Origin of the sequence: Marimonas lutisalis, assembly GCF_005434965.1 — a bacterium.
In the GTDB taxonomy this organism is placed as follows: Bacteria; Pseudomonadota; Alphaproteobacteria; order Rhodobacterales; family Rhodobacteraceae; genus Marimonas_A; species Marimonas_A lutisalis.
On record NZ_SKCI01000005.1, the window covers coordinates 151,426 to 165,572 of the forward strand.

14 protein-coding genes are annotated in these 14,147 nt (G+C 66.1%); 6 read left to right on the forward strand and 8 right to left on the reverse strand.

The window, feature by feature from the left end; translation table 11 throughout:
• Positions 1 to 8 precede the first annotated feature (8 nt).
• Complete coding sequence (locus E0501_RS19175) at positions 9 to 1,034, forward strand: hypothetical protein (protein ID WP_137703026.1); 1,026 nt, start codon at positions 9 to 11, stop codon at positions 1,032 to 1,034.
• On the opposite strand, the gene E0501_RS19180 is transcribed toward E0501_RS19175, so the two are convergent.
• Positions 1,031 to 1,879: a molybdopterin guanine dinucleotide synthesis gene (locus E0501_RS19180; RefSeq protein WP_328591485.1), complete on the reverse strand. Its 849-nt coding sequence runs from the start codon at positions 1,877 to 1,879 to the stop codon at positions 1,031 to 1,033. The genes E0501_RS19175 and E0501_RS19180 overlap by 4 nt on opposite strands.
• A gap of 118 nt (positions 1,880 to 1,997) precedes the next feature.
• Between E0501_RS19180 and E0501_RS19185 the strand changes: the two genes are divergently transcribed.
• Together E0501_RS19185 and E0501_RS19190 are read left to right on the forward strand one after the other, a co-directional pair.
• Entirely contained in the window at positions 1,998 to 2,720 is a 723-nt protein-coding gene (locus E0501_RS19185) for an AzlC family ABC transporter permease (RefSeq protein WP_137703028.1), read from the forward strand.
• Entirely contained in the window at positions 2,717 to 3,043 is a 327-nt protein-coding gene (locus E0501_RS19190; RefSeq protein ID WP_137703029.1) for an AzlD domain-containing protein, read from the forward strand. Before E0501_RS19185 ends, E0501_RS19190 begins: the two co-directional genes overlap by 4 nt.
• A 9-nt stretch (positions 3,044 to 3,052) precedes the next feature.
• Here the strand turns inward: E0501_RS19190 and E0501_RS19195 are convergent, their stop codons facing one another.
• The 5 genes from E0501_RS19195 to E0501_RS19215 form a co-directional block, all read right to left on the reverse strand.
• Complete coding sequence (locus E0501_RS19195; protein ID WP_235857914.1) at positions 3,053 to 3,748, reverse strand: hypothetical protein; 696 nt, start codon at positions 3,746 to 3,748, stop codon at positions 3,053 to 3,055.
• A gap of 45 nt (positions 3,749 to 3,793) precedes the next feature.
• Positions 3,794 to 3,928 (reverse strand): aa3-type cytochrome c oxidase subunit IV, encoded by a 135-nt coding sequence (locus E0501_RS19200; protein WP_137703030.1) that lies wholly within the window; start codon positions 3,926 to 3,928, stop codon positions 3,794 to 3,796.
• Between the two features lie 87 nt (positions 3,929 to 4,015).
• Positions 4,016 to 4,471, reverse strand: coding sequence for a DUF6173 family protein (locus tag E0501_RS19205; RefSeq protein WP_137703031.1), 456 nt, complete (start codon positions 4,469 to 4,471; stop codon positions 4,016 to 4,018).
• A gap of 3 nt (positions 4,472 to 4,474) precedes the next feature.
• The gene (locus E0501_RS19210) at positions 4,475 to 5,515 is read right to left on the reverse strand and encodes an MBL fold metallo-hydrolase (protein ID WP_137703071.1); all 1,041 of its coding nucleotides are present in this window, start codon (positions 5,513 to 5,515) and stop codon (positions 4,475 to 4,477) included.
• Complete coding sequence (locus E0501_RS19215) at positions 5,515 to 7,236, reverse strand: acyl-CoA dehydrogenase (RefSeq protein WP_137703032.1); 1,722 nt, start codon at positions 7,234 to 7,236, stop codon at positions 5,515 to 5,517. Before E0501_RS19215 ends, E0501_RS19210 begins: the two co-directional genes overlap by 1 nt.
• A gap of 113 nt (positions 7,237 to 7,349) precedes the next feature.
• Here E0501_RS19215 and E0501_RS19220 point away from each other — a divergent pair, with 113 nt between their 5' ends.
• Positions 7,350 to 8,294 (forward strand): L-threonylcarbamoyladenylate synthase, encoded by a 945-nt coding sequence (locus tag E0501_RS19220; protein ID WP_137703033.1) that lies wholly within the window; start codon positions 7,350 to 7,352, stop codon positions 8,292 to 8,294.
• A gap of 133 nt (positions 8,295 to 8,427) precedes the next feature.
• Here the strand turns inward: E0501_RS19220 and E0501_RS19225 are convergent, their stop codons facing one another.
• Positions 8,428 to 9,003, reverse strand: coding sequence for a YqgE/AlgH family protein (locus tag E0501_RS19225; RefSeq protein ID WP_407943468.1), 576 nt, complete (start codon positions 9,001 to 9,003; stop codon positions 8,428 to 8,430).
• A 143-nt stretch (positions 9,004 to 9,146) separates the two neighbouring features.
• On the opposite strand from E0501_RS19225, the gene E0501_RS19230 reads away from it, so the two are divergent.
• Both E0501_RS19230 and E0501_RS19235 read left to right on the forward strand, forming a co-directional pair.
• Positions 9,147 to 9,947, forward strand: a complete 801-nt coding sequence (locus E0501_RS19230; protein ID WP_137703034.1) for a protein-disulfide reductase DsbD domain-containing protein — start codon at positions 9,147 to 9,149, stop codon at positions 9,945 to 9,947.
• Positions 9,948 to 10,042: 95 nt separating this feature from the next.
• A complete protein-coding gene (locus E0501_RS19235) occupies positions 10,043 to 10,615 on the forward strand; it encodes a pyridoxamine 5'-phosphate oxidase family protein (RefSeq protein ID WP_137703035.1) in 573 nt (190 codons plus the stop codon).
• A gap of 4 nt (positions 10,616 to 10,619) precedes the next feature.
• Here E0501_RS19235 and dnaE read toward each other — a convergent pair whose 3' ends face one another.
• The gene (dnaE, locus tag E0501_RS19240; RefSeq protein ID WP_137703036.1) at positions 10,620 to 14,132 is read right to left on the reverse strand and encodes a DNA polymerase III subunit alpha; all 3,513 of its coding nucleotides are present in this window, start codon (positions 14,130 to 14,132) and stop codon (positions 10,620 to 10,622) included.
• Between the last annotated feature and the right edge of the window lie 15 nt (positions 14,133 to 14,147).

Sequence of the window (14,147 nt, forward strand, 5' to 3'; positions counted from 1 at the left end):
CGCCGATAATGGCCAACCAGAACGACAGCCGCCCGACCCCGCTGGGCATCTACGACCGGACCGAACGGCCCGTGATCACCGCGATCGAGATCATCGCGCTGGGCCTGTCGGCTGTCTGGCTGATCGGCTCGGCGGTATTTTTCCTGACACTCGACACCGGCACCGCCCCCGCCGAAGGAGAACCCACGGGCATCGACAGCCTGCGGTTCATCATGACCATGCTGGCCATTTTCCTGCCGGTGGCGATGATCTGGGTCGCCGCCACCGCCGCGCGCTCTTCGCGGGTGATGCGCGAGGAAAGCCGCCGGCTGCAGACCGCGATCGACGCGATCCGCCATGCCTATGTCGCCCAGAGCCAGGGCCGCGGCGCCATAAATGACCAATCGGTGCAGAAAAAGCTCGATGAAATCGCCGCCGCGCAGAAAAAGACCGAGACCGCGCTGGCGATGTTCCATTCCACGCGCGACCGCGCGATTGCCCCGGCCCCCGCCAGCGCCCCAGCCAACACCGCCGAGGACCAGGTGGCGCTGCCGCTGGGCACCCGTGCCGAGGACATGGCCCCGCCGCTGTCGAACGCCGATTTCATCCGCGCGATGAACTTCCCGGAAACTGCCGAGGATACCGAAGGTTTCACCGCGCTGCGCAGGGCGCTGAAGGACCGCCAGGCCAAAGAGCTGATACAGGCCAGCCAGGACGTGCTGACGCTGCTCAGCCAGGATGGCATCTACATGGACGATCTGCGCCCCGACATGGCGCGCCCCGAAATCTGGCGCAAATTCGCGGCCGGCGAACGTGGTCGCGCGGTGGCCGCGCTGGGCGGCGTGCGCGACCGCTCGTCGCTGGCGCTGGCGGCGGGACGAATGCGGCAGGATCCGATCTTCCGCGATGCCGCGCATCACTTCCTGCGCAAGTTCGACCAGACCTTCGCCGGTTTCGCGGAAACTGCCAGCGATACCGAGATTTCCGATCTCGCGCATACCCGCACCGCGCGGGCCTTCATGCTGCTCGGGCGTGTGGCCGGCACCTTCGACTAACCGCGGGCCGCGCGATCCAGTTCGTCTTCGTGGCCCAGGCCGAAAATCCAGCCCTCGCTGTCCGCCTCGGGCGCCTCCACCGTCAGCATCCGTGCCAGCAAGTCGCCGGGCAATGCCGCGATGGCCCCGGCCAGCACGCGCACCTGCGCCGCGTCGCGGATTTCATCCGCGCCCTGGGCATCGGCCACCGCCCCGCGCAACAGCGACGGCCAGACCTCGACCAGCGCCAGCGGCGCGTGGTCCAGCGGTTCGAACGGCCAGGCGGCGGCGCGGAACCGCGCGCGCATCCTGTGCAGCACCGGAAGGCCCATCATCACCTGCCCGCCGACCGAGCCCGCCCCGGCCATCTGCCAGCACGAAAATGAACCCTTTGCCCGCGTCTCGGCCAGCCGCCATTCCGGCAAGCCAGTAAAATCCCGCGTCCGGCCCTTGCGCGGCAGATCGGGAATGTCGCGCCGCAGCCCATTGCCCCAGAACGGCCCCGTGCCCGGGAACAACCGGTTGATCCGGCCCGCCACGTCAAATCGGTTGTTCGTCTTCGGCGCATCCTCGATCTGGTCGGCAAACCACTGCCACAGGATCAGCGGGTCGTCCGCCCCCAGCAACGCCCGTGCCAGCCCGCGCGGGTAGCCGAAGGGAAAATCAAACCCCGCAAGCACCCGCCGCCCAGAGGCGATCTCGGCCGCGATCCGATCGGTGAGCCACACCTCGGCCACCTGCCGGTTGCGGTGATAAACCGGCGCCTCGCCCGCCACGCAGGCCCAGATGGCATCGCGCTTGGGGGTCGGGCCGCGATCATTGCCGCCCGACCAGTCCACCATCACGATGGTGTCAAAACCGGGCATCATCGCATTTCACGTCTTTCGGGCGGTTCATGGTTCGGCTCCGGACCTATGGCGGCCCAATTGCAACTTCTGCTTCAAGCGGTTAGGCGACTGGAACGACTTACTCTAGGGCGAAGCCATGCTGCCTGTCACACCCAAAACGGCCTTCTGGATGGGCGCGCGCTGTGGCGCGCCCTTCATCCTGGTCATCGTGCCCTTTGCGCTGCTGTTCGGCGTTGTGGCAAGCGAGGCAGGCTTCAGCGTGCTGGAAACCTTCGTGTTTTCCACCGCCGTCATCGCGGGGGCCGCGCAATTCACCGCGCTGCAACTGATGCAAGAGCAGGCGCCCACGATCATCGTCTTGGTCTCGGCGCTGGCGGTGAACCTGCGGCTGGCGATGTATTCCGCCTCGCTCACCCCGCATCTGGGCGCGGCGCCGCTCTGGACGCGGGCGTTCATTGCCTATCTGACCGTCGATCAAAGTTATACCTGCTCGGTCGGTGCCTATGAACGCTATCCCGACTGGGACCTGGCCACGCGGGTCAGCTATTTCTTCGGCACCTGCGTTCTGGTCCTGCCATTCTGGGTTCTGGCCTCGGTCAGCGGCGCGCTGATCGGGCAGGCGATCCCGCCCGAATTCGCGCTGGATTTCGCGGTGCCGATCACCTTCCTGGCGATCATCGCGCCGATGCTGCGCACGCTGGCGCATGTCGCCGCGGCGCTGGTGGCGGTGGTGCTGGCGCTGGGCTTTGCCTGGCTGCCCTACAACCTGGGGCTTCTGGTCGGCGGGCTGGGCGGCATGATGGCCGGTGCCCGGGTCGAACAGCTGCTTGAGCGCCGCACAAGCGGGGATGCACCATGATCGACAAGGTCACCATCTGGACCGTGATCGTCGGGCTGGGACTGGGCAGTTTCGCCCTGCGCTTCATGTTCCTGGGCCTCATCGGTAACCGCCCGCTGCCCATCTGGGTGTTGCGGCACCTGCGCTATACCGCGGTTGCGGTGATCCCGGCACTGGTCGCACCGATGGTGATCTGGCCCGCAGCCACCGGCGGAATGATGGACCCGCCGCGCATGGCCTCGGCGATGGTGACGCTGACGGTGGGGCTGCTCAGCCGCAACGTGCTGGCCGCCATTATCTGCGGCGGGCTCACGCTTTACGGGGGGCTGTATCTCGCGGGCTGAGCCGGGCGGTCAGTTGGTCCTGCCCTGCTGCCGGCCGGCCTCGCGAACCTGCTGCCGCTCATCCGTGGCGTCCGTCTGTGCGCTGCGCTCGGCGCCATAGCCCGCGCGCACCGGATCCCAGTCATCCAGAACGCCGGTGCGATCGTCGCTGTCATATTCGTGCAGCGTGCGCGCACGCACGCCGCCCAGCTCGGCGAACTGCGCCGACAGTTTCAGTGGGTACATCGTCTGGTTCAGGTGCGACATCCCCGGCAGGCGGCGCAGGATGCCGCTGGTGGAATGGGCGCAATAGGCGTTCATCACCGCGCCGTTTTCCTGCGCCAGTTTCAGCGCCAGCTCGGCCACCTCGGGGCTCACGTCCAGCTCCTGCACGATCACGTGCCAGGTTTCGCGCGCGTGGTAGCGGGTATAGACATCGGCCACGTTGGGCGTGATGCCGTAAAGCAGGTCGTTGCGTTCGGGAATCGCCTCGTGGTGGAACGTGCCGGACGGATCCCAGATGACGCGTTGCGAACCGTTGATCATCAGCGAGGAATGCCCGCCCGCCCCGGTATCGTTGCTGACCATGGTAAAGAGCGTCAGGCGCGGCGGGCCGGGATGGCGATACTGCACCGCGCGAATCGCCTCTTCCGGCGCCCAGACCGGATCGGCGGCGCATCCCGCCAATGCCGTCATAGCCAACAGGGCCAGAAAGAAGTTACGCATCACCCTGTCCCTCGTGCCGGGCAGTCATGCGCGGGCGATGCCCGATCAGGCGTTCACCAGCGCGATGAAAAGCAGCAAAAGGACGATGACGATCGCCGACCGGGTCATGAACTTGATGAAGCCCTCGAAGGTCTTTTCCTGAACGAAGATGTTCATTTCGCCGTGCTTGTGTTCGCTCATTGTCGCGCTCCGAATTTGAATTTGCGAATTTGAATAGACGATTTGCGCAGGGCTGTCACCACCCTGAACGCCCCCTGCGACGCAAGTTCACCCCTCTTTCTCGAGATCCTGCGCAAGGCGAAATCCGATCCGTCGCGGCTCGGCGGCTTCGGTCGTCTTGGGCAGGGCCCGAAGGATCACGCTCAGCTGGCTGACATGCTGCACCAGCTGGGTGCGCGCGCCGCTCGCGTCCGAGCCGTAGAAGGTCACGATATCGGGGTCGAAGAAGCCCATGCCCTCGATCCGGATAACCCCGGCATCGCCCCCGGCAAAGCCCATCGCCACCTCGTGCTCGTTGTCGTGCTGCGCCTCGAAATTCTGGATGTAAAGGATCAGACGCTCATAGGCCCATTCGGCCGGGCTTTTCTGTTCCACCGGTTTCTGCGTCACCTCGGCAGGCACCTCGGTGCAGGGGGTCACGTCGGGATCGGAATGCACCTCGTGACGGCGCGGGATGGCGTCGGCTTCGTATGCCTCTGCCGATGTGCTGATCTCGTCATCCATGTCTCACCCCCGACTGCGCCACAGCCACGCGCCGTCTTCGCGGCGCTCGCGCGTTGCGTGCCCCTCTTTGAACAGGTGGTTGAGATGCGCGACGGTTTCAACCAGGGCGAGGCCATAGATGCCTTCGTCGATCGTGCGCTTGAACAGCGGTGCAAAACACTCGGACGCCACGCGCGGCTCGCTCAGATGCTTTTCCAGCCGCTTCAGCGCGCCATGGTGATTGTCCAGCAATTGCCGCATGCGCAGCGGCAAACCGGTAAAGGGCAGCTTGTGGCCCGACAGGACCAGGTGATCCTCGCGCGCCAGCGCGCCCAGCCGCCTGCAGCTTTCCATCCATTCGCCTACCGGGTCGGCCTCGGGCTCGGTCGGGTAGACGCCGATATTGGGGCTGATCGAGCTGATGATCTGATCGCCCGCGATCACCAGGTTGTCGTCGCGGCTCCACAGCGTGATGTGTTCGGGCGCATGGCCGTGGCCCACATGCACGTCCCAGTCGCGTCCCGCGGCGCGGATCACCTCGCCCTGCTGCACCCGGGTGAAGCCCACCGGCAGCTCATGGCAGATATCGGCGAAATTGTAGGGCCGCTCGCTCATCCGCTTGTCCAGATGTGCCGCATCCATGCCCGCGCTGCGCCAGAACGCTTCGGCCTGCGGCGTCGGCCTTTCCTCGACATCCAGGATCAGCATCCGCGCCAGCAGGTAAGCCGTCCGCGAGGCGGCAAGCTCGGCCTCGCGCGCTACGAACCAGCCGGCCATGCCGACATGATCGGGGTGGTGATGGGTCAGGATCACCCGGCCCACCGGTTTGCCCCTGAGCGGCCCGGCCAGGATCTTCTCCCACAGGGCGACCGAACGGCGCGAATGCACGCCGGTATCGACGATTGACCAGTGATCGCCCTCGTCCAGCGCGTAGACATTCACGTGGTCCAGCGCCATCGGCAAAGGCAGGCGCAGCCACAGCACGCCCTCGGCCACCTCGATGGCCTCGGCTTCCTCCGGCGGCGCCTCCCAGGGGTAGGCCATATGCCTCAGCCCGCCATCCATCATGCCGCGCTCAGGTCATCGGGGCTCAGCGCGTAAAGGTCGGCCGCGCCGGTGGTGGCATGGGCGAAATGCGCCGCGTGTTCCGGCAACAGGCGGTGGATGTAGAACCGCGCCAGCCGGGTGCGCGGCCCGTCGCCCTCCTCGGCGCAGGCGGCGCGCAGGTGGAAATGCGCGCCCAGCACCCGCGCCCATCCCAGCAGGAACGGCACCGAGCCGGCAAAGCGTTCGTTCATGTCAGTTTGCGAGACCATCCACTCGGTCGCATCGCGCAGCGCCTCGGTCGCGTTCCAGACCGCCTCGGCCATGCGCGGCTGCTGCGCGCGCGCGGCCTCGGCCTGTTCGACGATCTCCTCGATCAGCGCACAGGCGGCCTCGCCCCCGTCCATCAGCTTGCGGCCGACAAGGTCCATCGACTGGATGCCGTTGGTGCCCTCGTAGATCGCGGTCACGCGCACGTCGCGGCTGTATTGCGCCGCACCCGTTTCCTCGATGAACCCCATGCCGCCATGCACCTGCACACCCAGCTCGGCCACGCGGATGCCGGTTTCTGTGCCGAACGCCTTGGCAATCGGCGTCAGGAACGCCGCGCGCGCCTTCCATTCCCTGTCGCCGGTGGCATTGCCCATGTCGATCGCCACCGCGCAAGCCAGCGCGATCGAGCGCGCGGCGAAAAGGTCGGATTTCATCGTGGCCAGCATGCGGCGCACGTCGGCATGGTCGATGATCGCGCCGGTGCCGTTCTCGACCGGGCTGCGCCCCTGCTTGCGCTCCAGCGCATAGGCCAGCGCATGCTGATAGGCGCCTTCGCCCGCGCCGATGCCCTGTACGCCCACGCCCAGGCGGGCATTGTTCATCATGGTGAACATCGCGGCCATCCCGCCATGTTCGGGCCCCACCAGCCAGCCGGTGGCCCCATCATACTGCATCACGCAGGTCGGGCTGCCATGCAGGCCCATTTTGTGCTCCAGGCTCACCACCTTCAGGCTGTTGGCCTTGCCGGGATTGCCGTTCTCGTCGGGGATGTATTTCGGCACCAGGAAGAGCGAAATACCCTTCGTGCCCGGCACCCCGTCGGGCAGCCGCGCCAGCACCAGGTGACAGACGTTTTCGGAAAAATCGTTGTCTCCCCAGCTGATATAGATCTTCTGGCCGGAAATCGCATAGGTGCCGTCGCCATTGGGCTCCGCCTTCGAGCGCAGCGCCCCCACGTCGGACCCCGCGGCCGGTTCCGTCAGGTTCATCGTGCCGCACCATTCGCCGCTCATCAGCTTGGGCAGGTACAGCGCCTTCAGATCGTCGCTCGCGTGATGTTCCAGCGCCTCGATCTGGCCCTGGGTCATCAGCGGGTTGAGTTGCAGCGACAGACAGGCGCTGCTCATCATCTCGTTCACCGCCGTGGTCACCGCCATCGGCAGGCCCATGCCGCCGAACTCCGGATCGCCCGAAATGGCGACCCAGCCGCCCTCTTTGATGCCGTCATAGCCCTCGGCAAACCCGGGCGTCGTGCGCACCACCCCGTTTTCCAGCGTCGCGCCCTTCAGGTCCCCCTCGCGCTGCAGCGGCGCGAGCTTCTCCTCGCAGAGCTTGCCCGCCTCACCCAGGATCGCCTCGACCATGTCGGCGCTGGCCTCGGCGAATTTCTCGGTCCCCGCCACCTGCGAAAACCCCACGACGTTGTTCAGGATATAGCTGTAATCCGAAATCGGTGCGCGATAGGGCATGTTCCCCTCCATGAAGGCGTCTTGGCTTTGATCGGCGCCGCTTGTATGCAGGTCCGCAGCCCAGCGTAAAGCATCAATCCCGCACCGAGATACCAAAACGCGGCGTCAATGCCATGAATGACCTCACGACCCTCCGCCTCGCCGCCGATCCGGACGGCATCGCCCGCGCCGCGGCGATCCTGCGCGCGGGCGGTCTTGTGGCGATGCCCACTGAAACGGTCTATGGGCTGGCGGCCGACGCTACCAATGGCCAGGCGGTCGCGCGCATCTTCGCGGCCAAGGGCCGGCCGCGCTTCAACCCGCTGATCGTGCACCTGCCCGATGCGGCCGCGGCGCAGGCCTTCGTGCACTGGTCCGACGCCGCCGAAACGCTGGCCCGCCGCTTCTGGCCCGGCCCGCTCACCCTGGTGCTGCCGCTCAGGGAAGGCACAGCGCTGTCGCCGCTTGTCACCGCCGACCTGCCCAGCCTTGCGCTGCGCGTGCCCGCCCACCCTGTCGCGCACCAGCTGCTGCAGGAATTCGCCGGGCCGGTGGCGGCGCCGTCGGCCAACCCCTCGGGCCGGATCAGCCCCACCACCGCCGATCACGTCGCCGCCAGCCTCTCGGGCCGGATCGAAGCGATTCTCGATGCCGGGCCCTGCGGCGTCGGCGTCGAAAGCACCATCGTCGGGCTCACCGGCACCCCCACGCTTCTGCGCCCCGGCGGCCTCGCCCGCGAAGAGATCGAGAGCGCACTGGGCCTTTCGCTGGCCGATCACGCGGGGCCGATCACCGCCCCGGGCCAGCTCAGCTCGCACTACGCCCCCGGCGCCAGCGTCCGGCTGGATGCGGCCGAGAAACGCCCCGACGAGAAACTCCTGGGCTTCGGCCCCGTGCCCGGCGCCGATCTGAACCTCTCGCCTGCGGGCGACCTGGTCGAGGCTGCGGCCAATCTCTTTGCCATGCTGCACGCGATCGATGACGGCGAAACCCCGATCGCGGTCTCACCCGTCCCCGAAACCGGGCTGGGCCTGGCCATCAACGATCGCCTGCGCCGGGCCGCCGCCCCGCGCGACTGACCGCTTCGGCTCTTTCTTGGCAGAAATACTCACTGGCCCGACATCGCCGCCGCGCCGGCGCCGGCTATCGTGCGTCGCCTCTCGGCCAGATGAATGAAAGCGTGCGGAAGCACACAATCTGAAATCGCCTGGCTCAGGCCCGCCCGGCCGCGGCGGACAATGTCAGCGGGTCCACCCCCAGCGTTTTCAGCGCCGCGCTCCACTTTGTGGCGTCCGGCGTATCGAACACCAGCGCCGCGCTCGCCTCGGTGGTCAGCCATCCATTGGCCAGAATCTCGTTTTCCAGCTGCCCGGGCCCCCACCCGGCATAGCCCAGCGCCATGATCGCCTTCTCCGGGCCCCGCCCGGCGGCCATCTCCTCGAGAATGTCCAGCGTCGCCGTCATACCAAAGCGATCATCCACCCTCAGGGTCGAAATCGCCGAGACATATTCGCCCGAATGCAGGACGAAGCCGCGGCCATGTTCGACCGGACCGCCGTAATGCACGCCGATTTCGCGCTCGCAACTGCCGTCGCCGATCTCCAGCTGCTCGATCATGTCCTTCAGGCTCAGATCGCCCGTGGGCTTGTTCACGATCAGCCCCATCGCGCCCTCGTCGGAATGGGCGCACATGAAGACCACGCTTTTCTCGAACCGCGGATCGCCCATGCCCGGCATCGCGATCAGCAGCTTGCCGGTCAAATCCATCTGCACGGCGCGATCAGTCATGGCAATTTGGTCCGGGATTGCATGTCATGCCTTCAACATGCGCCCGCACCGGCCCACATTCAAGCGCGGGATTTGCGCAACATCGGCAAAGCCTCGCCGGAATGTGAGTTGTTCTTTACCCGCCAAAGCCGCATGACACCGTAATGATCCGCTTTCTCGCCATATGCCTTGCCGTCATCACGCTCGCCTTGCCCGCGCGCGCGAACCCCTATGCCGACATGGTGCAGATGCGGCTCGTCCCCGGCTGGCGCACCGCCGATGGCACGTTGATCGCCGGGCTGGAGTTTGATCTTGCCCCGGGCTGGAAAACCTATTGGCGCGCGCCCGGCGATGCCGGGGTGCCCCCGGTGTTCGACTGGTCGGCCTCGCGCAACCTCGCCGGGCTAACTGTCAACTGGCCCGCGCCGCAGGTCTTTGCCCAGAACGGCCTGCGCACCATCGGATACAAGAACCGCGTCGTGCTGCCGCTCTCCATCGCGCCGCGCCGCGATGACCGCCCGGTCACGCTCAGAGGCACGATCGATATCGGCATCTGCAGCGATATCTGCGTGCCGATCCGGCTAACGCTCGATGAAACGCTCGACACGCCCGGCACCCGGCCGGTGCCCGAGATTGCCGCCGCCCTGGCCGAACGCCCTTTCTCGGCGGCCGAGGCCGGTCTGACCTCCCGCGATTGCAGCATCGCCCCCACCGCCGACGGGCTCAGCCTGCGCGCCGCGTTCACCCTGCCCTCGACCGGCGGGCAGGAACTGGCCGTGGTCGAAACCGGCGATCCGATGATCTGGGCGTCGGAGCCGCGCATCACCCGGCGGGGCAACACCCTCATCGCCGAATTTGACCTGTTGCACGCCACCGGCGGCCCCTTCGCGCTCGACCGCTCGGCGCTGCGCTTCACCATTCTCGGGAAAAAGCACGCGGTCGACGTGCAGGGCTGCAACAACTGATCCCGCCCCGGGATTGACCGGCGTGCCGCTGCGGACCATTCTGGCATTTTAACCTTGCCAAGCCGGAGGCGCGCTTGCCACCCGACCGCCCAAGCATGTTCCATGACGGCCACCGCGAATTGCAGGACCGCTACGATGGCCGGCGCCTGGCCGACGCGCTGGAAACCTATCGCCGGCTCGATCAGTTCGGCCCCGACGAGGTGGCCCTGATCGAGGGTGCCGAGTTCTTCTTTCTCGCCACCGCGCACGGGCGAAGCGTGGATTGCTCCTTCAAGGGCGGCGCGCCCGGCTTTGTTTCGGTCACCGGCCCGACGACGCTGGAATGGACCGACACCGACGGCAATTCGCAATACCGCAGCCTCGGCAATATCCTGAAATCACCTCGCGCGGGCCTGCTCTTCATCCGCTTCGGACCCGAGGCGCAACGCCTACGTGTCAATGGCAACTGCACCCTTGCCGAGGTGGAAACCCCGCTCGGCCCCAAGCTCCGGGTCACCCTCGAAGCCGACGAGATTTTCCCGAACTGTCCGCGCTACATCCCCGATCTGGCGGGCGGCGCACCTTCGCCCTACCTGCCCGATGAAACCGGTATGGGCAAAAAACCCTGGTGGAAAGACCTCGAGCCACTGCGCGACGCACTGCCGGAAAACGACCCGCACCGCGACTGACGGCTCAGACCTCCTGCACCTCGATCACGCCCGGCAGGCTCTTGATCGCGCCCTTGATCTGCGGGTTCACGGGGAATTCGCGCCCCGCATCCACCTCGACCTCGCCGGGCAATGACGGGTCCATCAGGCAGAACTGGATCGGCCCGCGACCGGCGTTGCGAATCTTCTCCTGCGCGTCGGCCAGAACATCGGCGACCGAGCGGATCGCGCCCTGGTCCTCGACAAATATCTTCAGCCCGATACTGCCCGCATCCGCCACAACCGCGTCGATCGGCGCCACCGACCGGCCCAGCAGTTTCAACTGGTCGCTCTCCAGCGTCGCCTCGACGGTGACAACCACCTTTTCACCGGTCTCAAGGAAATCGCGCGATTTCTCCAGTGTTTCGGAAAACAGCGTCACTTCGTAGCCACCGGTCACGTCCGAAAGCTGGACAAAGGCAAAGCGGTTGCCGCGCGCCGATTTGCGCTCCTGCCGGCCGGCTACGACGCCCGCCATCTTGGCCACGAAGGCGCCTCCCTGAGCCTTTTCGGTCACCTCGTCGAGGCTGAGGACGCCCTTGCGCTTCAACGGCACGGCATAGTCATCCAGCGGATGGCCCGACAGGTAGAAGCCCACCGCCTTGAACTCTTCGCCCAGCCGCTCGGCTGGCAGCCAGTCGCCCACCGGCGCCAGCCGTGGCTCGGGCAAATCGTCGCCCGCTTCGCCGAAAAGCGACACCTGGTTCGAGTTCTTCTGGTCATGGATCGCGGCCGAATAGTTCATCAGCGCCTCGATACTGTCGAAGACGCGGCGGCGGTTCTGGTCCAGCTGGTCAAAGGCCCCGGCGCGCGCCAGCATCTCCAGCGGCCGCTTGCCCACCCGTTTCAGATCGACCCGCCGGGCAAAATCGAAAAGCGTGGCAAAGGGTTTCTCCACGCCCTCCACCCTGCGCCCCTCGGTCACCAGCTTCATCGCCTCGACACCCACGTTCTTCAGCGCGCCCAGCGCGTAATGCAGCACCTGGTTCCGCACCGTGAACATCGCCTCCGAGCGGTTCACGCAGGGCGGCAGCCAGTTCAGCTCCAGCCCCTTTTTCACCTCTTCGAAATAGACGGCCAGCTTGTCGGTCAGGTGAATATCGCAGTTCATCACGCCGGCCATGAACTCGACCGGGTGATTGGCCTTGAGCCATGCGGTCTGGTAGCTGACCACCGCATAGGCCGCCGCGTGCGATTTGTTGAAGCCGTAATTGGCGAATTTCTCAAGCAGGTCAAAGACTTCCTTGGCCTTCGCCTCATCCACGCCATTGGCTTTCGAGCCTTCGACGAATTTCGGTCGCTCGGCGTCCATCGCCTCTTTGATCTTCTTACCCATCGCCCGGCGCAGCAGGTCGGCGCCGCCCAGGGAGTAGCCCGCCATCACCTGCGCGATCTGCATCACCTGCTCCTGGTAGACGATGATGCCCTGGGTTTCCTCCAGGATGTGGTCGATCAGCGGATGGATCGAGGTGATGTCCTTCAGCCCGTTCTTGACCTCGCAATAGGTCGGGATGTTCTCCATCGGCCCGGGCCGGTAAAGCGCCACCAGCGCCACGATATCCTCGATGCAGGTGGGCTTCATCCGCTTCAGCGCATCCATCATGCCCGAGCTTTCCACCTGGAACACCGCCACCGTGCGCGCCCTGGCATAAAGGTCATAGGTCCGCTCGTCATCGAGCGGAATATGCCCGATATCGTCTTCCGCCCCCTCGGGCGGGTCATACAATTCGCTGCCATCGGCGGCGATATGCAGGCTGCGCCCCTCGCCGTGGATCAGGTCCACCGCGTTCTGGATCACCGTCAGCGTCTTCAGCCCCAGGAAGTCGAACTTCACCAGCCCCGCCTGCTCGACCCATTTCATGTTGAACTGCGTCGCCGGCATGTCCGAGCGCGGATCCTGGTAAAGCGGCACCAGCGCGTCCAGCGGCCGGTCGCCGATCACCACCCCCGCCGCGTGGGTCGAGGCATTGCGCAAGAGCCCCTCGACCTTCATGCCGTAGCTCAACAGCCGATCGACCACCTCCTCGGCCCGCGCCGCCTCGCGCAGGCGGTCTTCCTGGGCCAGCGCCTGCTCGATCGAAACCGGCTTTACCCCCTCGACCGGGATCATCTTCGACAGACGGTCGACCTGGCCATAGGGCATCTGCAGCACCCGGCCGATATCGCGCACCGCCGCCTTCGACAGCAGCGCGCCGAAGGTGATGATCTGCCCCACCTTGTCGCGGCCGTATTTCTCCTGCACGTACCGGATCACCTCCTCGCGGCGATCCATGCAGAAGTCGATGTCGAAGTCGGGCATGCTCACCCGCTCGGGGTTGAGGAAACGTTCGAACAGCAGCGAATAGCGCAGCGGGTCAAGGTCGGTGATGGTCAGCGCGTAAGCCACCAGGCTGCCCGCGCCCGAGCCCCGGCCCGGCCCGACGGGGATGTCATGATCCTTGGCCCACTTGATGAAATCGGCCACGATCAGGAAATAGCCCGGAAACCCCATCCCCTCGATGATGCCCAGCTCGAACTCGAGCCGCTTTTCATACTCCTCCACCGACGCCGCGTGCGGGATCACCGCCAGCCGCGCGGCCAGGCCTTCCCTGGCCTGCCGGCGCAGCTCGTCAACCTCGTCATCGGCAAAGCGCGGCAGGATCGGGTCGCGCCTCAGGGCCATGAAGGCGCAGCGCTTCGCGATCTCCACCGTGTTCTCCACCGCCTCGGGCAGGTCGGCAAAGAGCGTCACCATTTCCTGCGCGCTCTTGAAGTAGTGCTGCGCCGTCAGGCGCCGGCGCGGCTCCTGCTGGTCGACATAGGCGCCCTCCGCAATGCAGATCAGCGCGTCATGCGCCTCATACATCCCGGCTTCGGGAAAATAGACGTCGTTGGTCGCGACCAGCGGCAGGCCCATCTCATAGGCCATCTCGACAAACCCGCGTTCGGTCAGGCGCTCAGCTTCGGGCAGGCCGTCCTCGCCGGGGTGGCGCTGCAACTCAACATAAAGCCGGTCGCCGAAAATCGCGTGCAACCGCGCCATTAACGCCTCGGCCGCCGGCCTCTGCCCCGCGCGCAGCAGGCGGCCCACCGGCCCGTCCGGCCCGCCGCTCAGGCAGATCACGCCACCGGCATGGCGCTCCAGCTCGTCCAGCGTGACATGCGGCAACTGCCCGTCGCCACGCAGGTAAAGACAGGAATTGAGTTTCATCAGGTTCTCGTAACCCGCCTCGCTCTGGGCCAGCAGAACCAGCGGCGCGGGCAGCTTCGGCTTCTCGCCCGGCGCGGTCTCGACATAGGCCAGGTCGACCTGGCAGCCGATGATCGGCTGCACGCCCGCCCCGCTCAGCGTGACCGAAGCCTCGAGTGCGGCGAACATGTTGTTGCTGTCGGTCACCGCCACCGCCGGCATATCCATTTTCTCGCACAGGCCCGGCAGCTTCTTCAGCCGCACCGCGCCCTCCAGAAGCGAATATTCGGTGTGCACTCTCAGGTGAATGAATCGGGGATCACTGCTCATGGGGGCAGACTACCC

Excerpts from the sequence above, each read along its gene's own strand:
- E0501_RS19175 (WP_137703026.1), top strand. The coding sequence starts at position 9 with ATGGCCAACCAGAACGACAGCCGCCCGACCCCGCTGGGCATCTACGAC.
- E0501_RS19180 (WP_328591485.1), bottom strand. The coding sequence starts at position 1,879 with ATGCCCGGTTTTGACACCATCGTGATGGTGGACTGGTCGGGCGGCAAT.
- E0501_RS19185 (WP_137703028.1), top strand. The coding sequence starts at position 1,998 with ATGCTGCCTGTCACACCCAAAACGGCCTTCTGGATGGGCGCGCGCTGT.
- E0501_RS19190 (WP_137703029.1), top strand. The coding sequence starts at position 2,717 with ATGATCGACAAGGTCACCATCTGGACCGTGATCGTCGGGCTGGGACTG.
- E0501_RS19195 (WP_235857914.1), bottom strand. The coding sequence starts at position 3,748 with ATGCGTAACTTCTTTCTGGCCCTGTTGGCTATGACGGCATTGGCGGGA.
- E0501_RS19200 (WP_137703030.1), bottom strand. The coding sequence starts at position 3,928 with ATGAGCGAACACAAGCACGGCGAAATGAACATCTTCGTTCAGGAAAAG.
- E0501_RS19205 (WP_137703031.1), bottom strand. The coding sequence starts at position 4,471 with ATGGATGACGAGATCAGCACATCGGCAGAGGCATACGAAGCCGACGCC.
- E0501_RS19210 (WP_137703071.1), bottom strand. The coding sequence starts at position 5,515 with ATGGATGGCGGGCTGAGGCATATGGCCTACCCCTGGGAGGCGCCGCCG.
- E0501_RS19215 (WP_137703032.1), bottom strand. The coding sequence starts at position 7,236 with ATGCCCTATCGCGCACCGATTTCGGATTACAGCTATATCCTGAACAAC.
- E0501_RS19220 (WP_137703033.1), top strand. The coding sequence starts at position 7,350 with ATGAATGACCTCACGACCCTCCGCCTCGCCGCCGATCCGGACGGCATC.
- E0501_RS19225 (WP_407943468.1), bottom strand. The coding sequence starts at position 9,003 with ATGACTGATCGCGCCGTGCAGATGGATTTGACCGGCAAGCTGCTGATC.
- E0501_RS19230 (WP_137703034.1), top strand. The coding sequence starts at position 9,147 with ATGATCCGCTTTCTCGCCATATGCCTTGCCGTCATCACGCTCGCCTTG.
- E0501_RS19235 (WP_137703035.1), top strand. The coding sequence starts at position 10,043 with ATGTTCCATGACGGCCACCGCGAATTGCAGGACCGCTACGATGGCCGG.
- dnaE (WP_137703036.1), bottom strand. The coding sequence starts at position 14,132 with ATGAGCAGTGATCCCCGATTCATTCACCTGAGAGTGCACACCGAATAT.